The organism is Trichocoleus desertorum ATA4-8-CV12, from assembly GCA_019358975.1.
In the GTDB taxonomy this organism is placed as follows: Bacteria; Cyanobacteriota; Cyanobacteriia; order FACHB-46; family FACHB-46; genus Trichocoleus; species Trichocoleus desertorum_A.
The window spans coordinates 311,169-330,473 of the sequence record JAHHIL010000002.1; the positions used below are offsets into that span (position 1 = coordinate 311,169).

Consider the following 19,305-nt stretch of genomic DNA (forward strand, 5'->3'; position numbering starts at 1 on the left):
CCAAAGCCGACAGCTATTAGCTTTAAACTTGTAATTCCCTAGGAGCAAACCCTTCAAGCATGATCAAACTGCGATTGAAGCGATACGGCAAAAAGCGTGAAGTTAGTTACCGGATTGTAGCGATGAACAGCAGCACGCGCCGGGATGGCCGTCCCCTGCAAGAACTGGGTTTTTATAATCCCAGAACTGATGAAGTACGTCTAGAAATTGACGCGATCGTTAAATGGCTCAAAGAAGGAGCCCAGCCTACCGAAACGGTACGCAGCATTCTGAGAAAAGCCAATGTCTTCGAACAGGTCAATGCCTGAGGCATCCGGTCGAGAGGGGTTGGGTCACTCAACTCCGCCTCGTTCTGCTCACCCTAACTATGCTGGGTTGGTGCGCTTTCTAGTTCAACCTTTTCTGGAGTCACCAGAATCCCTCAAAGTAGATTGTGAGATATCCCCTAGCCGACCCAGAATTTGGATTCGGCTAGCTTTTGATAGCTCGGATAAAGGGCGTGTATTTGGTCGCGGTGGGCGCAACATCCAAGCAATCCGAACTGTTTTAGAAGCTTCTGCTCAATCTTCTGGCCAAGCGATCTACTTAGACATTTTTGGGGGTGACTTGGTTGGTAGTCGAAATGAAGAATCAGACTCTGAGTCCAGTTCGAACTCTCCACCACCTCGTTCTACACCACCCAAAGCTGCTCCTAAACGCCGGACTCAGTAAAGTATAAATTAGAAGCATGTGTAGGGCTGCCGCTTTATGCAAAGTGCGGTTGCTCTTAGAACATAGCCCCACTCTGAGATACACAGTAAGGAGGTGAGCACAGCAAGTGGCAGAAGTCCGTCTAGGTGAGAATGAATCTATTGAATCAGCGTTAAGACGCTTCAAGAAAAAGATTCAAAAAGCAGGAATTTTATCCGAAGTTAAACGTCGCGAACGCTACGAGAAGCCGAGTCTTCGTCGTAAGCACAAGGCCGAAGCTTCCCGTAAGCGTCGCCCCTAAGTGCATGAAATGTAACTTAAACCCTGATGTAGATAGCAGATGTACGCTTTTACATAGCTTCTACGTAATTGGTTGGGGTAGCACAATATTGAAGTGAGTAGACGCCTGTTAACCCAGATTGGATTCGGTTCAGGCGTCTTTTTGTTATCCTAAAATGCTTTTTTCCCAGCGCTTTAGGCGTTTAACAAAACAATGAAATGGATTTGATGCAAATCAAAAAAGTTAGTTCACGATTAAGAAAGTTAGTTAAAAAAACTCTGTTGGGAGCACTGTTATTCGCATGGTAGAGGCTGCATCCATTCAGTTACCCACGGCTGAGAGTGCGATCGCCCTGGCTGGCTTACAGGAAGAAAATCTCAAAACTTTGTCTCGGCAAACCGGAGCCACAATTGTTCTACGAGGTCAGGAGTTGTTGATCTCTGGAACTGCCACTCAAGTGGATCTGAGTTGCCAGGTGGTGCGATCGCTAGAAGACCTTTGGAGCAAAGGTAAAGCTATTTCTAGAGCCGATATTCTCACCGCGCGTCAAGCCTTGGACACCGATCGCCAAGATGAGTTCAACGAGATGCAGCATGACGTTCTAGCGCGAACTCGTCGAGGGGAAGATGTTCGAGCTAAAACATTTCGGCAGCGGCAGTATGTTCAGGCAGTCCGCACCCACGACCTCACCTTCTGTATTGGCCCAGCGGGAACGGGTAAAACGTTTTTAGCGGCGGTGTTAGCGGTACAAGCGCTACTTTCTAATCAGTGCGAACGTTTGATTTTGACTCGTCCGGCGGTTGAGGCGGGTGAAAAGTTGGGGTTTTTGCCGGGAGACTTGCAGCAGAAGGTTAACCCTTATTTGCGCCCCCTTTACGATGCTTTGTATGAGTTCATTGACCCGGAAAAGATTCCGAATCTCATGGAGCGGGGTGTGATTGAAGTCGCTCCGATCGCCTATATGCGGGGTCGCACCTTGAGCAATGCCTTTGTGATCCTGGATGAAGCCCAAAACACCACACCTGCTCAAATGAAAATGATTTTGACTCGTCTTGGGTTTAAATCGCGCATGGTAGTGACGGGCGACCTAACCCAGACAGACTTGCCCACCCACCAGACTTCTGGTTTAGCAGTGGCCCAAAAAATCCTGCAACATGTGGAAGGAATTGCCTTCTGCCACTTCTCTCAAGCGGATGTAGTGCGCCACCCTCTAGTTCAGCGAATTGTTGCGGCCTATGAGCAATACGAACAATAGGAATTTTTGCGATCGCACTCTTCTATGGAGTTGCTGTCTCAGCCTCCTGATCATGCTGTGGCAACCGATCGCCCAAGCAGGCCCACTCGCCGATCGCATCGCCGCTTTTCCGCAGTGGCAAGCGCAGCCTCCCGTACAAGTCGCTAAAGGAGATCTAGTCTATCCTGATTGGTTGGCAGGGACTTGGGATATCACCAGCACCTTAGTGGATTTAGCGGCTCCTTTAGCTCCAGAAGTTGTGACTCCAGGCTTTGAAAGTAATCGTCAGTATTTGCAGCAGCCGATTGATTTTCAGGTAAAGTTCAGGCCAGCCTTATCCCAACCAGCGAATTCTATGCTGCCCATACCGCAATCTAAAAAGTCTGCTGAGGTGGTGGCCGATCGCGCCTTTAATGGATTGAATATTGCCAAAGCTTATTTGGGCGATCGCGCAGTGTTGGCAGTCAAAATGGACCCCAATTCTCCCAATCGCCAAATCACTTTGTTACGAGGCGATCGTCAGTTAGTGTCTGTTGTGACGGGTCGAGCCATAGAAGCTCCTGATCCAGATCAATTCATTACTACTGAGGTGTTTCAGCAGCAATTTCGGGGTGCGTCGCAGCTTTACTTCAACCAAGTGGAAACTACCACTGCCTATCGACGATCTACCTCTGCTGACTCCCCCGCGATCGTCGCTGACCAGATCACAGCTGTTTATTTTTCTCCCCAAGATCCGGATTACTTTAAGGCAGGGGGTTTAAGGAACACTCGTCCAGTCGCGCTCTATCGTTATCAATTAGAATTCTTTGCGGCTAGCTCAGTTGCTAAGGTGATGGGCACCTCAACGGTAAAGACAGTGCGACGGTTAGCGCTCTCAACATAGAGATTGCCCTGCAAATGCTTTGCCAACTTCTGCACCAATGCTAAGCCTAAGCCAGTGCCACCTTGCTTCCAGGGGTCAGCGCTAGGAATCCGATAGAACTTGTCGAAAATACGCGGCAGTTCGTGGGCTGGAATTTCGGCTCCCGTGTTGACGACTTGGAATTGCATTTGATCGGCTTTGACTTGCACTCGGAGACAAATGCGATCGCCGGGTGGTGTGTATTTGCAAGCATTATTCAATAGCTCGCCCAGAATCCGTTCTAGACCTAGCATGTCAGAAACGAGAGGTGGTAATTCTGGCTCTATCTCTACTTGCAGAACTTGCTGCCTAGCTCGCGATCGCTCTTCAAACGGCTTGACCAGTTGAGCCACCCAGGAATCAAGATAGATCATGCTCAAGGTCAGAGACTGCGCCCCAATTTCCAAGCGTTGCAAGTCTAGCAAGTCATTGATTAAACTAATTTCTCGTTCACATTCATCCTGCAAAATTTTCAGATAGCGCTCGGACTTGGGGGGCTTGTCACTGGTTGGCACTTCTTGATGCAGCGCCAGCTCCAACATGCGGATGGACATCTTCATGTTCGCAACAGGTGTGCGTAATTCGTGAGAGACGGTACTCAGGAAATCATCTTTGAGTTGGTTTAGTCTCTCTAGGGCTTCGACTTGAGCTTGAGCGGCTTGAAAAAGTCGGGCTTGGCGAATCGCGATCGCACACTGATTGGCAATTTGCTCCACTAAGCGAATCTCTTGCTCGGTAAAAATATACTCTTGCCGATGCCGCAACCAGAGATCGCCGAGCACTCCCTGATCATCCAAGAGCGGGCAAGCTAGCATTGCCGCTTGGTCTTGCCGAGAAGACGCCATCATTGAGCAGAATTGGACACATCTCCCTTGTAACAAAGGCTGATAAATTTCTGGGAAAGATTCTAACCGCAAGCGTCGTCCTTGAAAGGCAAATGTTGAGGTTGTGTACTCATAACAAACGTCTGCAGTCTCTCGCTCTAGGTCATAGAGAGCGGCATTACAGCTATCTGCTTGTAAAACCAATGCCAGTTCTTGAACAGCTGTTTGCAAAATCTGCGCTTCATCCAAGCTATCTCGGACTTTATCAGTAATTCGTTTCAGTACTGCCTCAAAGTTGAGGGCTTGCTGCAACTGTTGCATCCGCTCTTGAACTTGATGTTCCAGATTGGAGTTCAGTTGCTGAACCTGTTGATATAACTGCGACTGCTGAATCGCGATCGCTAACTGAGCCGCTAACTGTTTTAGTAAATCAATTTCTAGAGATTGCCATTCATGGGCTGAAGCACAGTGATGAACCACCAATAAGCCCCAGAGGGTTTCACCTTGCAAAATGGGAATGACTAAATCCGCCCGGATCTGAAACTGCTCCAGTGTTTCAATGCAGTGCGGCTCCAGTGGGGCAGTATAAACATCGGCAATAGAAGATCCTTGACCCGCTTGGTACATTTGCACCAATTCATCTTTTGGCGGGGGTATCACTGCACCTAGGATAGAAACCCACTCAGCCGCTACCGATTCGACCACCACAAGGCCACTGCGATCAGGTTGAAATTGGTAAATCACCACTCGATCGGTTTGGAGCAGCTCTCTCACCTCAGCCACAGTGGTATTGAGGATCTCTTCTAAGTTGAGAGACTGCCGCATGCGTTGAGCGATCGCGCCAATTAATCGCTCTCGCTCCGTTTGCTGCTGCAAAACCAATTCGGTCTGCTTCCGCTCAGTCACATCCATGTTGGTGCCCAGCATCCGGATGACTTTGCCCTCAGCGTCAAAGATTAGCTTGCCAGTTCCAGCAATCCAGTGAATGGAACCATCTGCCCAGACAACCCGAAACTCGTGGGCATAATCTTGTTGCATCTCCAGCGCTTCCTCGGTGGCACCAGCAACCTGCTCGCGATCGCCCGGATGAACCAATTCTAGAAACGATTCGTAGCTTTGGCTAAAGGTGCCTGGAGCTACCCCTAGTAACTGTTCAGTTTTCCTAGACCAGGTCACAACTCCGGTTTGCAGATCCCAATCCCAAATCCCTGCACCCGATGCATCTAGGGCCAAACGCAATTGCTCCTCACTTTGCTGTAGAGCCGCTTCTGCTCGTTGACGCTCGGCTTCGTCGCGCTTTGCTTCGCTGATATCGCGTTCTATTTTCGAGAAGCCCCGCAGTTTTCCCGCTTCATTCCATAAAGGGGTGATCAAAACATGCGCCCAAAATTGCGAACCATCTTTGCGGACTCGCCACCCTTTTTCTTCAAAACGACCTTGGGCGATCGCTGTTTCCAAAACTCGTTTTGGCTTCCCTTGAGCAACATCTTGGGGCAGATAAAAACGGGAGAAGTGCTGACCGAGCATCTCCTCAGCTGCATAACCTTTAATGCGTTCGGCTCCCGGATTCCAGGTCACCACATAGCCTTGAGCATCCAGAAGATAAATGGCGTAGTCTTTGACTCCATCCACTAAAAGCCGATACTGCTCCTCGCTAGAGCGCAAGGCCCGTACACTTTCTTCACTGCGTCTACGCGATCGGTGCAGCACTTCATTGACCCAACTCAAGCCAATTCCAGCCACTAGAAACAGTGCTAATAGAATGAGGTTTCTCAGCTCCAGTCCCTCTATACCCTTAGAGCGTAGCCAGAAGTAATGAATGATTCCGGCGCTCAAGCCAGTCGATAGCAAACCGGGCCGCAGACCACCATACCAGGCGCTGAATAGTACAGCTAAAATAAATGGCAAGAACGGTGACGCATTACTCAGGAGCGGATTGAGCAGTAATCGCACTACGGTCGCAGCGACAACCACTAATATGGCAACGCCATATCGTAACCATCGGAAGTGCCTCACAGCCCATCCGTTTTTATAGTTCATAGTTGGGATGAACCAGATAATCAGAACTGGATAGCTGGCTTAGAGGCCAGAACAAATCAAGGAGGCTCACTAAAATCACAATATAAACGTATGCTTAACGGAGAAAAGACCAACCATAACTGGGTTCAGGAGGAATTTGGCTTTTCCGGCCCAGCCGACCCACTTTATGGGCAAGTCTAGGCCAAAAATTTCTCTGGTGTCTGTTTAATACTGGTAACCCATTTGTTATGAATTCAGTATGCCCACCTAGAGAGAGTAGATGTTGAATGTTGCCAGTATTTTAATGAACCGTCTTATTGTCTTCGGTATTCTACATATTGTTTTAGTTCGCGGGCCATTCGCTTCAAGCCCTGCTGCTCGTCAACCCGGATAAACGGCCAAAATACACGAGCCAACCACCCCGCAAAGGTTTCTCGATGAATATACTTAGTGCGACCCTGATCAATCTCCTGAAGTTCGAACACATGCTCGTTTTGCAGGCCAGGGATAGCCGAGAACCAAGTTAAGCAGACCTCTGGCTGCATCAAAGTGATTAGAGGCTCAAATTCGGTTTCTTCTTCACCAGAAATCCGTCGTAGAGAAAGTAAAACTTCTTGGCCCTGCTTGAAAGGGCGTGACGCATCACAGTCGTACAAAAAAGTATTCCAGTACATCCACTGTTCTTTTTGCACGAGTGCTTGCCACACTTTCTGTTTGGGGGCATCAATTTCGATTTCAGTATAGAGGCTCGGCATAGCTGCAATTCAGACCTGTCAGTGCAACTCGGTACAATTGTGGGTTTGGAATTTCTCTAAGCTGAGACAAACCACAACTATTTTGCCCCTCCTACTCCATCTAACTACGTTTTTGAGCTAGCAGAGGAAACGACAGCATCATGGTGAACTTAACTCCTAATCCTAGTTTTAGCCTAACGATTCGTTTTCAACTGCCTAATCGGGCTGGCATGTTGGCCAGTGTCACTCAGGCGATCGCCTTAGCGGGTGGTAATCTGGGCCACATTGATTTGATTGAACAAACCCGTCAATTTTCTGTGCGCGATATTAGCGTTGATGCGGCCAGCACCGAACATGCCGAAACCATTGTGCAAGTGGTTAAAGACCTACCAGAGATCAAGGTGGTTAACGTTTACGATCGCACCTTCAACCTGCATCGAGGCGGCAAAATCCGGGTGGAGAGCAAAATTTCGCTCAAAAACCAGGGAGACTTGGCGATGGCCTACACCCCCGGCGTCGGTCGGATTTGTCATGCGATCGCCCAAGACCCTGAGCAAGCTTATAACTTGACCATCAAGCAAAACACGATTGCTGTGGTGACGGATGGTAGTGCGGTTTTAGGGTTGGGAAATCTTGGCCCTGCTGCTGCCCTGCCTGTAATGGAAGGCAAGGCGATGCTGTTTAAGGAATTTGCTGGTATTGACGCTTTCCCTATCTGCTTAGCGACTCAAGATACCGATGCGATCGTGGAAACCGTGAAAAATATTGCCCCGGTGTTTGGGGGCATCAATTTAGAAGATATTTCTGCCCCACGCTGCTTTGAAATTGAAGATCGTCTGCGGCGCGAACTGGATATTCCGGTGTTTCATGATGATCAGCATGGCACTGCGATTGTGACTTTGGCGGCCCTCACCAATGCCCTGAAGCTAGTTCATAAACCTCTAGATCAAATAAGGATTGTAATCAACGGCGCAGGGGCAGCAGGTGTGGCGATCGCGCGTCTCTTAGAGAAAGCAGGAGCGACCACGATTCATATGTGTGACTCTAAAGGGTTGTTGTGCCGCGATCGCCTTGACTTAACTGAAGAAAAGCGAGAATTTGCGATTGCTCAGAGTGGTACCTTAGCCGATGCTTTAGTGGGAGCCGATGTCTTTTTAGGGGTGAGTGCGCCAGGTGTGCTGACTCCCGAAATGGTGCGATCGATGGCAAGTGATCCGATTGTGTTTGCGATGGCAAATCCCATTCCAGAAATTCAACCTGAATTAGTAGTTAATGATGTGGCGGTGATGGCAACAGGTCGTAGCGATTATCCCAACCAAATCAATAATGTTTTGGCCTTTCCCGGTATCTTCCGAGGAGCGCTAGATTGTCGAGCCGCCGCCTTAACGACCAGCATGTACCTAGAAGCTGCCGCCGCGATCGCTTCGCTGATCAAACCCTCTGACTTAGACCGAGAACATATTATTCCATCTGTATTTGATGAACGAGTTGCAACCGCAGTCGCAGCAGCGGTGCAAAGGGCGGCACGTCAAGATGGGGTCGCTCAAAGTTAGAGCTAAAGCTTGCCTACCTCTCTTCAAAGCGGAATTTTTGGAGAATTTGGGCGCGCTTTTCTTGCCACCATTCATCAGTCATATGGGCGAGTTCATCACTCTCCAGGGTTTCAGATAACAGAGTTTCCAATTGTTTTTGGTTAACTCGTTGTTGATCTTGTTGGATTAAGTGCTGAATGTACTCGCTACTGGTGTTGTAGCCCCCAAAAGTAACTTGTTCTTGGACAAATTGACGAATTGATTCCGAAAGCAAGATGTTAAGTGTAGCCATCAGCCATTACCTCCATGTGCTTCGCCATCAGAGTTGTGGCAAGAGTTGTTAAAGGATTTACCAATGTTGCTCTATTTTTCCTGATACCTCCTTATCCTTCCTCTCTCTTGAGGTTGTACTTCCTCTACCTTTAGAGGTGTCACGTTACAGCTCAACTTTACTGAAGGTTGTTGCAAATCCCTAGTGCCATTGAACTATAGGAAAATACTGCTGAGTTTGGTGTATGCCTTTTGGCTAAGGCGCGATCGCACGGCAATCAGGAAATATTGTTGAGAATCTCACTTCACTGGCTCCAAGGCAGTAAAATTCTGGCGTTTATTGCTAGCTTCATCTTGCTTGTCTGAACTTAGCCTTCAAAACCCAGTCCTCAAAGCAATTTTTTAGCCACGATTTCTGCCCTATAGGAACTACCGAGTCATGCTAGATCCAGTCGCAACCCTCAGCATCTTTCAAAGACAGCCCCAACCTCAGCACTTCTCAACCGATCAGGTAATTTTTGAAATTGGGCAACCCGCCGAACTCATGTACGGCATTCTTTCAGGGACAGTTGGCTTACTCATCAATAACCGAGTGGTAGAAACTCTAGAACGAGGTGAGGTTTTTGGTGTGGGTGCATTGATCGGGGCCACAACCAGAACCTACACCGCAGTAGCTGAAACCGATTGTGAACTCGCCTTTCTAGATCAAAAAAGGTTTCTCTTCGCGGTTCAAGAAACGCCTATCTTTGCGTTGGAGGTGATGAAAAGCTATTCGGAAAGATTAAGCCGTTTGGTCAAGCTACTTTAGAAATGATTAATGGAACTGGCCTAAACCCATCGGATTGAACAAGCGGACATTTTAGCTAGAAGTCTAGGATGGAAAGGCTGCTTTGAGCGTAGATAATTGTCAAGTTGTCGGCGTGTGCTGGTCTGCCAAAACAAAAGCTGTCGGAAGCAAGGTGCGACCAAAGTTCTAGCTGCATTGCAAACTCAAGCTATTTCTGAGGTGCAAGTGGAGAGTAGTAGTTGCCTGGGTCAATGTGGCAATGGCCCGATGTTGCTCGTCTTGCCAGAGGAAGTTTGGTATTGCCGAGTTCGCCCAGAGGAAGTGGGAGCGATCGCTGAGCGTCACCTCCGACAAGGACAACCTGTTAAAGGGATGCTCTACCGCAAATTTCACCCTTCTACCTAAATGCCAAAATTCTAGCGACAAAATAATAGAGACGTGGCGATCGCACGTCTCTACAAGTTATTACCACATCAGCTTAAGCTCTAGAAACTGGAAGTTTTACCTGTTTCAGATTGAGTAGGAATGGGCTGAACATCGGTGTAACCCATATTCGCGGCAACTTCTCGGAACATCGAAATTTGATGCTCAAAACCCAGGTGTTCGGTTTGAGCGAGTAGGTTGTTGATGCCTTCAGCCGCGTTGTAGTCGCCTGGTAAATCAACCACGGTTTCGCCCATTGCCTGCGCCCAAGCAAACCAAACCATGAGCTGGTTATTTTCTTTCAAAGAGCCATAAGCCCGTGAATATTCTGTGTCTTCACGATTCACAATCTGACGCATAATTGCCAGTTGTTCATCATCAGATAATTCGTAGAAGTCACCCATTAATTTGGGGGCTAAATTTGGCTCAGTAGCAGCTGGAGCAGCGGGGGTAATGGACTCACCCATCTTCTCGTAAACGTAGTAGAAATAAGCTAATTTTTCATCCGTTCCAAGCTTGTCAAATGCTTCAACTGCTTTTCTAGTATCTTCATTTAGAAGTTGGGATCTACCGCTTTCATGATCAGAAGTCATAAACTTTTCTCCTAGAGAATATTAAGTTGCTCCAGGTTAGAGTTATCACAATTTTTGCAATGCGATCGCCCCTCAGGAGGGAGAGTTTCGATCACTCAACTTGATCCGGGGGATCTCTCCACAGGGGGAGGTTGAGAATCTATCCTGGGGGGTTGAGGAAACCAGACTCGGCTTTGTTAAAGTCAGGGCATGAAGTTAAAAAACGAAAGTTAGGAGTTCAGTATGGCTGACGCAACTACCGATTTAACCCCAGGTGAAGGTCAAAATTTTGATGCCATGCAAGCGACAGAAGAGATTGCTGGTGGTGAACAAAAAGCTCCTAAAGTAAACGTAGATGCCGACTACGAAGCGTCTAAAGAGTACAGCGTCAGCGATGTTGATCGCGGTAGCCAGGGCGCAGAAGCCGCCGCCGCCGCCACCGCACCAGAACATGAACTGCATCAGCCAGAAGAAACCAAAGTGGAAGCAGAACCCACTGGCGATCCCGCTGACTTCCGAGCAATGGCTCAAGATTTACGCCCTGACGCAGCCAATGCTGGTGACAGCCACGATTTGATCCAAAAAGCGATCGAAAAAGGCCAGCCTGGTTAATAAGTCAGGCGAGACAAAAGGCTTCTTTTGCAAGAAGGTTATACTTACCCCTTATCTAACTCTAAGCTAACTCTCTATAACTAAACCAAACCCAATATTTGTAGGCTGGAATTTATAAGTGCAATTCCAGCTTTTTTGTGTTTAAAAATAGTAGCTTTTGGCTAAATGAGCCGTTGTTGATTGAGTTAAGCGATCGCTAATAAATCGCTAATTAACTGCTAGTTTTGGTCCATCAACTTTGCCAGGAGATTTTAGTAAGTCCCAGAGTTGTTCATCAGTAAAATCGGGAATGACTAGCATCGCACCTAAATCGTAAAGCACTTGCGGGTTGTGGGTGGACGCAATGCCAACGGTAGGAATTCCTGCTGCTACTGCTGAGCGAATGCCTGACGGGGAATCTTCAAAGGCGATCGCGGTTTCAGGAGCCACACCTAAGCGCCCTAAGGCAATGTTGTAGGGAGCAGGGTCTGGTTTGCCCACACCAATTTCATCCGAGATCACGATTGTCTGGAAGTGAGCGTTTAATTTCAGAGTTTCCAACATAAAGTAGGCATTTTCGGGCGGTGCATTCGTTACGACTGCTAAAGGTAATTGCTGCTGCTGCGCCCAATCGAGAACTTGTGTCAGCCCATCTAAGACAGTAATTTCTTGTGTGGCTAATTCCCGAAACCTTGCTTCTTTTGCATCAGCCAGTTCTTGTCCTGCTGCCTCAGATAAGTGAGGTAAGATTTCTTCGATGATTACGGGGTTGGTCTTGCCGCTAATTCGAGTTTTGTAGAAGGTTTCGTCAATTGTTAACCCGTGCTGGTTAAGATGCTCTTGCCACGCTCGAAAGTGAATGGGGTCTGTGTTAGTAAGGGTGCCATCTAAGTCAAATAAAATTGCTGACAACATAATGCCTTGAGGAGGGTAAGGGACATCGAGCCAAGTAAATCAACCTGCTTACCCTGTAGGATACCGAAACAAAGCTTTACAAGTTCCACTTCTGAAAAAGATCAGCAAAAGCTCAATGACCCATGACAGGACATGAAATTGAAACGGAGCGCTTACATCTGCGCCTACTGACGATCGCCGACTTGGAAGTCCACCATCGGCAAATTACCGCCAACCCTTACGTGATGAAAACACTGCCCTCGTCTCGGCCCCTAACTTGGGAGCGCGGTCAAGCGGTTTTGACCACCTTTATCGAACATTGGCAACATCACGGCTTTGGGCTGTGGGCAATGGTGGAGAAGCAGCAAGGGGAACTGATAGGTCATTGCGGATTGCAGTTTTTGCAGAACACGCCCGAAGTGGAATTGGCTTACGCGATCGCCCACAACTACTGGAACCAAGGACTCACCACCGAAGCCGCTAGAGCCAGCGTACGGTTCGGGTTTGAAACGCTGCAACTCCAACGCATTGTCGCGATCGCCCTAGCCACAAATCTAGCCTCCCAGCGAGTAATGCAGAAAGCAGGACTGAAGTACGAGAAACAAGCCCACTATTACAATCTTGAAGTGGCTTATTACTCCCTCAACCGAGAAGATTACCAACCTGATAATTCGTTCTATCGATTAACTCATTAGTCAAAAATTGGTTTCAGAGTGAGGAGAAAACCTGGTAGCACGTCTTCACCAGAGAGCGTTTCGGGATTGTCCAAGGTTTCTACAGGTTGACCTAAGCGGTAAATTTCTACTTGTTGTCGTTGCGGGTCGAGTAGCCAACCTAAACGTGCGCCGTTGTCTTGATATTCCCGCATCTTGGCTTGCAGCGTTGCCAGGGAATCGGTTTTAGAGCGGAGTTCCACCACAAAATCCGGGCACAGCGGCACAAACCCTTCCTGATCCTCTTCACTCAGAGCTTCCCATCGGTCTGTAAGAACCCAAGCCGCATCAGGAGAGCGATCGCCACCTTTAGGTAACCGAAATCCAGTCGAGGAATCAAAGGCAACGCCCAGCTCATTTTGGTAATTCCACGCTCCTAGTTGGTAGGAAAAATTGAGATTGCGGCGGCCTGTTTTCCCTCCAGCAGGGGGCATGATGATCAGTTCTCCCGTGGCGGTGCGCTCCAACCGCAAATCCCGATTTGCCTGACAAAGCTGAGCAAATTGCTCGTCAGTTAACTCTAGAATCGGGCTGAGGTTTAGCTTTAGCGCACTCATACCTCCAATATACTGCTCAACTTAGGCTGGCTAAGCGATCGCGTACTCCATACCATAAGTCTCTAGCAAGTTACAGGTTTCGTGATCATTAATGTTGGTGTCGCTCAGTTCTAAGTTGTAGAAATCTACAAAATCAGCGTCAAAATAGGGGCCAGCATGCCAGGTGCCCAAGTGGAGTTTGACAAAGCAGTTGCCTGGAATCCGGAAAGCGACAAGTTGATCTAAGTTAGGGTGAGGCATGGACGAAGGTGGCGCTACAGCTAGCAACCATTCCTTCCCTTCGAGTGAACCTAAGCATTGCGTACATTGCACATGCCGAGTGATTGTACGAAACTTTCGGCCCTTGCTATGCAAGCGCATAATGTAGAAGCGAGGAATACCGCGATCGATTACTAGTTGAGCGTCTTCCGAGTCAAACAGCTTCCCATCTTGGCTAGCGGCAATCACCTGGCCGTAGGATTGAAAGTTTTCTGACGTAATCGGCTGTGCGGGTAATGGCTTGGAGATAAATGTTTGCATGGCCGAACCTCGATATCTTTCTGAACTGCGGTGCGATCGCGCGGATTGCTAGGGTTGAGCAACTAGTAATGGTTTTGCAGCACCCTGCTGAGCTTGGAGTTAATTAATCAGTTTTAGACTACCTGGATTTTTGCGGCTAGAAGCTAATTTTAAGTTTTAACTTATGACTGCTGGGTGCGGGCGATCGCTACTAGCGATCGCCTCAGGCGACAAATTGCTGAGCTTGATCGGAAGTGTGATTTCAAAGGTTGTTCCCTGCCCTATTGCCGAGTGACAAGCCAACTGACCGTGATGTTTTTCTTCCACAATTTGGCGGCTGATCGAGAGTCCCAGTCCCGTGCCGACACCACGGGGTTTGGTTGTAAAGAACGCCTCAAAAATTTTGTGCTGGGTTTCAGTGTCGATGCCAGGGCCGTTATCCTGAAAGCGGATGATGACCACATTAGAGTCGGTTTGCTCGGTTGTAATGATTAACTGTTTGGGGCTATTGGCGTCAGCTTGATCTTCCAACGCATCGATCGCATTACTCAGCAGATTCATAAAGACTTGGTAGAGGAGGCCGCTATACCCCTCAATGTTCGGTACATCTCCGTAGTTGCGTGTGACAGTAATTCCCTTCTTGATGCGGCTCCCCAAAATCAACAGCGTACTGTCGAGGCAAGCGTGTAAATCAACCGTATGCGCTTCGGCCTCATCCAAGCGAGAAAAGTTCTTCAGGCTTAAGACAATTTGCCGCACTCGATCCGCTCCCATCTTGATTGATTGCAGCAGCTTAGGCAGATCTTCTTGCAAAAACTCTAGGTCTATCTCCTCAGCCTGAGCTTGCACGGCTGGAGATGGTTGAGGCACCTCACGCTCGTAGGTATCGATCAGAGCTAACAAATCATTGACATAGGTGTTGGCGTGCTCCAGGTTGCCGTAGATAAAGTTAACCGGGTTATTAATTTCGTGGGCCACTCCCGCCACCATGCGGCCCAAACTCGACATTTTTTCGCTTTGGATCAGTTGGGCTGCTTGCATTTGTTGCTGTTGCAAGGCTGCTACCTGCTGTTCCTCTAACAGCATTTTCACTTTTTGCGTGAGCTGATTGAAGGAAGCGGCGAGAATGCCAACTTCATCATCAGTAGTGACGGGCGCTTGAAGGTCGAAATTAGAGGTTTCGACAGTCCGCTGTGCTACCGCTGTCACCCATTTAATGGGTTTAGTAATGGCACGGCTGGTATAGAAGGCCAGCAAACTACCAATCAAACTGGAGAGAAGAATGCTGGCAGCAATAATTTGGATGCGGATGCTTTCCCAAGCAATCAAAGAGGCTTTTGCCTGCCCTGCTTCTTCGTAGGCGTGGTTGATGATGTCAACTAGGTCGTCAGAGATACCATCAAACTCTAAGGCGATCGCACTATTGGTAAAGCTCAAAAGCTCTTTCTGCAAAGCTTGGAGCTGTTCTGGCGAAACATTAGCCCCGGTTGTTGGTCGTACTAATTGACTGGCTCGCTGAAAATACGTTTCTGGTATCCCTTCATAAGTCTTTAATAGTTGTGGAATGCCTTCTTGATGCCCATCCTGTTGATAGTAAGGACTGCTGGCATGCTCTTGAACTCGCTGCCAGAGACGTTCGGTTTCAGCTTCATGAATCAAAAAGTGCTCGTATTCATCTTGTAGTGAAGGTAGATCTTGGGTTAAGGGAATAAGTTGTTGTTGGTGGGTCCGAGCTTGAAGGATACTGGCTTGCAAGCGGTGGAGCAGCCGAACTTCTTCTTCAGCCTGATTGTGGCGCTCTAAAGCTGCATGCTGGAAGCGATCGCCAACCACAAAGCCTATCGTAGTACCGAGTGCAGCGACACCCAATGCGATCGCATAGCCATAGCCAATTTTTTGGCCAATGCCCAGACGAGTGATGACTCTTCTCAACCATCCCTGCTTTGCTGTGGGTAGCATTTGAGGCTGCACTGCCAGTTGTGGCGGTTTAGGTTCAAGCTCAGAGTTCATAGGTCGGGCTCTTGGTCAGAGGTCTGACAAGGATGGGTTTCTGAAACTGAGCTGATAACCGCTGGAGGGTGTGGACTTGGCAAGTTAAAGTTGGGGCTAGCTTAGCTCCTCCCAATTCTACATAGCTTGTTTTTGAGCGTGTTTGATAATTACACGGAAATTTTCTCAACTATTGCCGCAATTTCTAGCTGATTTCTAGGGCTTAAGTGCGATCGCCAAGTTTATAAATCGTTAAGCTTGCATCAGCAAATTGGGCTGTGGCACTTCAGGCAATCTTTGGTTTTGCGTCACTTCTACATAGATATGCTCTAAACGCACGGGCTGACGGGCAATTGAGTCGAGGGGAATGCCATCAAAGTGGGCAAGGATTTCTTTCAGTTCCAAAGCTTGCGGCAACCAGAAAGCGAGATCTCTGCCGTAACGACGCTTGGTAAAACCAAGTTGCTCTGCTCGCGCGATCGCTAACTCCTCTTCTGGCGTTTGTACCAACACAATTTCTTGCGCTGGAATCAATTGCCTTAGCTCGCTTAAGCTGCCTTCAGCCAACAAGCGCCCTTGCTTCAGAATGCCAATGCGCTGACAAAGCCGCTCCGCCTCATCTAGTAGATGCGTGGTCAGTAGTACCGTGATGCCTTGCGCCTGTAACTGCCGAATCAAGTCCCAAATTTCGTAGCGGGCTTCAATATCCAATCCGGTGGTGGGTTCGTCTAGTACCACTAATTTGGGTTGGTGAACTAAGGCGATCGCCATACTTAAGCGCCGCTGCATCCCACCGCTCAAGGTTTCTGCGGGGCTTTTAGCGCGATCGGCCAGCCCCACTGCTGCTAAACAATGCTGCACTCGCTGCGATCGCATTTTGCCTGACAAGCCATAAATCTGAGCGAAAAACCTGAGATTTTCCTCGCAAGTCAAGCTCTTGTACAGCAAACTTTCTTGGGGAGCCACCCCTAACAATGGCTTCGTCGCTTCCGAAACTAGCTGACCACTAATGCGAATCGTGCCGCTGTCGGCTCGGAGCAAGTTGCAGAGAATATTGATCGTTGTGGTCTTGCCAGCACCGTTAGGACCAAGCAAGCCATAGATTTCTCCGGGTCGAATATGCAGGCTAAAGCCTTGTAGCACCTGCCGCTGACCGTATTGTTTGGTGAGCTTGTCGATTTGCAACACTGGCGTTAGAGTCTCCTTTCCATCTGCAACATGCGTTGGTAGGAGAGCCATCCCGCCACCACCATGACTCCCGCACAAATCACCAGCACGCGAAAGTGAGGCGCGATCGCCTCTAAGCCTTTGCCATCCGCTGCTACCCCAAACAACGCCTCATTCATGTGGTAAATCGGATTAAATTGGGCGACATCTAACAATACTTGCGGGAAAAAGCTGATGGGGATAAAGGCACCGCCCAGAATTAGTAGAGGCACCCCAAAGGCAGACACCAAGGCATTTACATCTTCTGTGCGGCGGGCAAACTGAGTTCCAAGGCAGAACCCACCACCAACATAAGTCATGATACTCAGCAGAATAATTAGCCCACCCAACCACAGCGAACCTTGAAACTGCGCTCCCGCAAAAGCTGCCACTAGGTAGACCAACAGAGTTTGCCCCAGGCCGATTAAGCTGTAAGCCAAAAAAATGCCCAAGAAATAAGAGGTGCCACTGAGGGGAGAAATAGCCAAACGCTTGAGGGTTTGTTGTTCTCGTTCGGCAACAACGGTGGCAATGCTTCCGCCTAAACAGCTAAAAAACAAAGCAGCACCGACCAGTGTGAGAGGAGCAGCCGCTTCAAAAGCCTGAGCGTTGGAGAGTTGAGTGCGTTCCGCTAAGATTAAGCCGTTGATCAACAAAATCGAAACTGGAAAGATACTCCAGCAGATTAAGCTACGTTGTCGCCGTACCAGTTCCAGCACAATTCGCTGTGCAATTGCCAGTGTCTCTCGCCAATACTTCATGAATAATTAATTTCCAAGAAATTTCTAGGCTGCTCTCTTCAGTCCAACAGCCTTTGTTCAGTCTGTCGTTTGAAGCCCTGAAGTGAGCCGAAGTTTAGGGACAGAATGCTCCTCACAAGAAGTCAATTAATTCAGAATTTCAACCTAGGCAGAAGTGAATCAGCGATCGCTAGCTCTGTCGCGAGCTCCGTCTCTAGATATATGACTCGACTGTGATGAAAAACACGGAGTCTCTATACAAAAGTTTATATATAGGTAGGGCTGATACGCAATCTATTTAATGGATTCCTACAGATATTCTGACAGACGCAAATTGCCCCATATTGTTCACCCCATAGTGTTCATTAGTGGGGCGGAAGCGAGGGTTATGGCGGCTGCAAGTTTTTTAGCAGGACGAAGCCGCCTAAGCGTCTCCTTGCACCAGAGTTCTCACCAGAGTCCAGATTATCGAACCCACGGCAGAAACAAAGACGAACAGCATTAACAAAGCTAAAACTGAAAATGGAGAAAACAGGGCCACCAGTAACAAGCCCAACACCAAAACCGTCACTATCGAGTTTCTTCGCATGGTCATTACGCCGACTAAGCTACTTTCTTAGCGTAAGCAGCTAGAGCGATCGCAACCTCTAACGTTGGTCACACCTTCTTGTACCGCGACCCACTTAAGCAGCTAATTGGATTGCAACTTCTGGAAGCTGAGGCATTTTGCTTCTCAAGCCCACCCATACGCAGTATTCAGCCCGCATACAAGTGACACAAACGTGGCTTCCCTGCTCTGCCAACTTAACGGCCAAACCAAATGCTCTTTGTCTGTCACTGGTACCGAGCTTTTCGACTAGGCGGTACAGCTCTTTCCCCGAACACATACCGTCCTGAAGTTCGTTGTCGTACCAGAACTTGAAGGGATGTACTAGCTCATGAGAAAGCACTAGAGGAAGCATGATTTACCCCCGAAAACATTAATTTTATTCTTATTTAATATTTACAATTTTGCTGTGCTCCAAGACACAAAAATCGTCAAGTGTGTATTAGTTTTACTTATTTTTACCGATCTCTACACTTATGGCTTGATCCAGCATTCATCAGCTGTAGCAAGGAATTCAAGCTAACTTTGGCACACTGGCTTCCGTAAGTAAGGTTCCAGAACAGGCAATATTTATCACTGGTTCCTCAAGGGCGATCGCGGGAGCTGCCTGCCGTCTAGATGTTCTGTACAGTTCGATAACAACCCTGCGCTGAGCGATCGTTAGCCCTGTCAGCTCCTTACCCCAAAAGCTCTCTAGCTCCGATCTACTAATACCTTCGCTGGAATCATCAGCATCTAGCAACATAATGATCGCTCAACACCCAATTACACACTCACACTAACAAACTTGTCCCTATTGCGAGGCTTTAAGTTTAAGCCTGTAAAAAAAGATCTAGTTCGTAAAAATGTACACTAGACGATGCATCTGTTGAAACTACTACTGCAAGTTTTTTTGCGACATCTCTACACGTACTTAGTCCTACGTTAGTATTCCTCCGCAGGTATCGATCACTACGCCCTCTCTATGACTCTATGCTGAGTTATGGCGATCGCCGCACGAATAAGCTTCCAAATAGCTTAGAGGCGTTGTCCCTAGAGAAACCTTTCATAGTCAATCCATAGTCACAGCTTAGAAAGACCTGCTCCGAGACAGTCAGATGAGTCTCAAAGTAGTTTTGTTTTTACAGTCTTTAGATCTGTATTGTATATAAGGCTTAATAAGCCGATGGCGGGATTTGAACCCGCGACCGCTCGATTACGAATCGAGTGCTCTACCACTGAGCCACATCGGCGCGAACAATTTA

The 19,305-nt window shown here is 48.2% G+C and carries 21 protein-coding genes, 1 tRNA gene and 1 pseudogene; 10 read left to right on the plus strand and 13 right to left on the minus strand.

Annotated elements, in window-relative coordinates; genetic code table 11:
- Window positions 1-59: 59 nt before the first annotated feature.
- The 5 genes and pseudogenes from rpsP to KME12_04055 all read left to right on the plus strand — a co-directional run bounded on the left by rpsP (window position 60) and on the right by KME12_04055 (window position 3,009).
- Entirely contained in the window at window positions 60-308 is a 249-nt protein-coding gene (gene rpsP / locus KME12_04035) for a 30S ribosomal protein S16 (GenBank protein ID MBW4486942.1), read from the plus strand.
- On the plus strand, window positions 301-711 hold the full coding sequence (locus KME12_04040) for a KH domain-containing protein (protein ID MBW4486943.1): 411 nt from the start codon (window positions 301-303) through the stop codon (window positions 709-711). Before rpsP ends, KME12_04040 begins: the two co-directional genes overlap by 8 nt.
- A 106-nt stretch (window positions 712-817) precedes the next feature.
- Window positions 818-991 carry a 30S ribosomal protein S21 gene (rpsU, locus tag KME12_04045; GenBank protein ID MBW4486944.1) on the plus strand — a complete coding sequence of 58 codons (174 nt, stop codon included), beginning with the start codon at window positions 818-820 and terminating at the stop codon, window positions 989-991.
- Between the two features lie 280 nt (window positions 992-1,271).
- Window positions 1,272-2,225 (plus strand): PhoH family protein, encoded by a 954-nt coding sequence (locus KME12_04050; GenBank protein ID MBW4486945.1) that lies wholly within the window; start codon window positions 1,272-1,274, stop codon window positions 2,223-2,225.
- Window positions 2,226-2,277: 52 nt separating this feature from the next.
- Window positions 2,278-3,009, plus strand: a pseudogene (locus KME12_04055) (hypothetical protein).
- On the opposite strand, the gene KME12_04060 reads toward KME12_04055, so the two are convergent.
- Entirely contained in the window at window positions 2,997-5,969 is a 2,973-nt protein-coding gene (locus tag KME12_04060) for a PAS domain S-box protein (GenBank protein MBW4486946.1), read from the minus strand. The pseudogene KME12_04055 and the gene KME12_04060 sit on opposite strands and share 13 nt — an antisense overlap.
- Window positions 5,970-6,262: 293 nt before the next feature.
- Window positions 6,263-6,703, minus strand: a complete 441-nt coding sequence (locus KME12_04065) for an SRPBCC domain-containing protein (protein MBW4486947.1) — start codon at window positions 6,701-6,703, stop codon at window positions 6,263-6,265.
- A gap of 140 nt (window positions 6,704-6,843) precedes the next feature.
- Between KME12_04065 and KME12_04070 the strand changes: the two genes are divergently transcribed.
- Window positions 6,844-8,235, plus strand: coding sequence for an ACT domain-containing protein (locus tag KME12_04070; GenBank protein ID MBW4486948.1), 1,392 nt, complete (start codon window positions 6,844-6,846; stop codon window positions 8,233-8,235).
- Between the two features lie 13 nt (window positions 8,236-8,248).
- On the opposite strand, the gene KME12_04075 is transcribed toward KME12_04070, so the two are convergent.
- A complete protein-coding gene (locus KME12_04075; protein MBW4486949.1) occupies window positions 8,249-8,506 on the minus strand; it encodes a type II toxin-antitoxin system ParD family antitoxin in 258 nt (85 codons plus the stop codon).
- A gap of 417 nt (window positions 8,507-8,923) precedes the next feature.
- On the opposite strand from KME12_04075, the gene KME12_04080 reads away from it, so the two are divergent.
- Both KME12_04080 and KME12_04085 read left to right on the plus strand, forming a co-directional pair.
- Complete coding sequence (locus tag KME12_04080; protein ID MBW4486950.1) at window positions 8,924-9,292, plus strand: cyclic nucleotide-binding domain-containing protein; 369 nt, start codon at window positions 8,924-8,926, stop codon at window positions 9,290-9,292.
- A 96-nt stretch (window positions 9,293-9,388) separates the two neighbouring features.
- Entirely contained in the window at window positions 9,389-9,676 is a 288-nt protein-coding gene (locus tag KME12_04085) for a (2Fe-2S) ferredoxin domain-containing protein (GenBank protein ID MBW4486951.1), read from the plus strand.
- 80 nt (window positions 9,677-9,756) lie between these two features.
- Here KME12_04085 and KME12_04090 read toward each other — a convergent pair whose 3' ends face one another.
- Window positions 9,757-10,287: an orange carotenoid protein gene (locus KME12_04090; protein MBW4486952.1), complete on the minus strand. Its 531-nt coding sequence runs from the start codon at window positions 10,285-10,287 to the stop codon at window positions 9,757-9,759.
- A gap of 222 nt (window positions 10,288-10,509) precedes the next feature.
- Here KME12_04090 and KME12_04095 point away from each other — a divergent pair, with 222 nt between their 5' ends.
- Window positions 10,510-10,878 (plus strand): hypothetical protein, encoded by a 369-nt coding sequence (locus tag KME12_04095; GenBank protein ID MBW4486953.1) that lies wholly within the window; start codon window positions 10,510-10,512, stop codon window positions 10,876-10,878.
- Between the two features lie 207 nt (window positions 10,879-11,085).
- On the opposite strand, the gene KME12_04100 is transcribed toward KME12_04095, so the two are convergent.
- Window positions 11,086-11,772, minus strand: coding sequence for an HAD family phosphatase (locus KME12_04100; protein ID MBW4486954.1), 687 nt, complete (start codon window positions 11,770-11,772; stop codon window positions 11,086-11,088).
- Between the two features lie 122 nt (window positions 11,773-11,894).
- Between KME12_04100 and KME12_04105 the strand changes: the two genes are divergently transcribed.
- Window positions 11,895-12,446: a GNAT family N-acetyltransferase gene (locus KME12_04105; GenBank protein ID MBW4486955.1), complete on the plus strand. Its 552-nt coding sequence runs from the start codon at window positions 11,895-11,897 to the stop codon at window positions 12,444-12,446.
- Here the strand turns inward: KME12_04105 and KME12_04110 are convergent.
- From KME12_04110 to KME12_04145, 8 genes are all read right to left on the minus strand, one after another.
- Window positions 12,443-13,021 carry a Uma2 family endonuclease gene (locus KME12_04110; protein MBW4486956.1) on the minus strand — a complete coding sequence of 193 codons (579 nt, stop codon included), beginning with the start codon at window positions 13,019-13,021 and terminating at the stop codon, window positions 12,443-12,445. The genes KME12_04105 and KME12_04110 overlap by 4 nt on opposite strands.
- Before the next feature lie 30 nt (window positions 13,022-13,051).
- Window positions 13,052-13,540, minus strand: coding sequence for an ureidoglycolate lyase (locus KME12_04115; protein MBW4486957.1), 489 nt, complete (start codon window positions 13,538-13,540; stop codon window positions 13,052-13,054).
- A 156-nt stretch (window positions 13,541-13,696) separates the two neighbouring features.
- A complete protein-coding gene (locus KME12_04120) occupies window positions 13,697-15,478 on the minus strand; it encodes a HAMP domain-containing protein (GenBank protein MBW4486958.1) in 1,782 nt (593 codons plus the stop codon).
- 282 nt (window positions 15,479-15,760) lie between these two features.
- Window positions 15,761-16,696 carry an ABC transporter ATP-binding protein gene (locus KME12_04125; protein MBW4486959.1) on the minus strand — a complete coding sequence of 312 codons (936 nt, stop codon included), beginning with the start codon at window positions 16,694-16,696 and terminating at the stop codon, window positions 15,761-15,763.
- 5 nt (window positions 16,697-16,701) lie between these two features.
- Window positions 16,702-17,475: an ABC transporter permease gene (locus KME12_04130; GenBank protein MBW4486960.1), complete on the minus strand. Its 774-nt coding sequence runs from the start codon at window positions 17,473-17,475 to the stop codon at window positions 16,702-16,704.
- Between the two features lie 662 nt (window positions 17,476-18,137).
- Window positions 18,138-18,416 carry a hypothetical protein gene (locus tag KME12_04135; protein MBW4486961.1) on the minus strand — a complete coding sequence of 93 codons (279 nt, stop codon included), beginning with the start codon at window positions 18,414-18,416 and terminating at the stop codon, window positions 18,138-18,140.
- Between the two features lie 159 nt (window positions 18,417-18,575).
- The gene (locus KME12_04140; protein MBW4486962.1) at window positions 18,576-18,806 is read right to left on the minus strand and encodes a hypothetical protein; all 231 of its coding nucleotides are present in this window, start codon (window positions 18,804-18,806) and stop codon (window positions 18,576-18,578) included.
- A gap of 415 nt (window positions 18,807-19,221) precedes the next feature.
- Window positions 19,222-19,293, minus strand: a tRNA-Thr gene (locus KME12_04145).
- Between the last annotated feature and the right edge of the window lie 12 nt (window positions 19,294-19,305).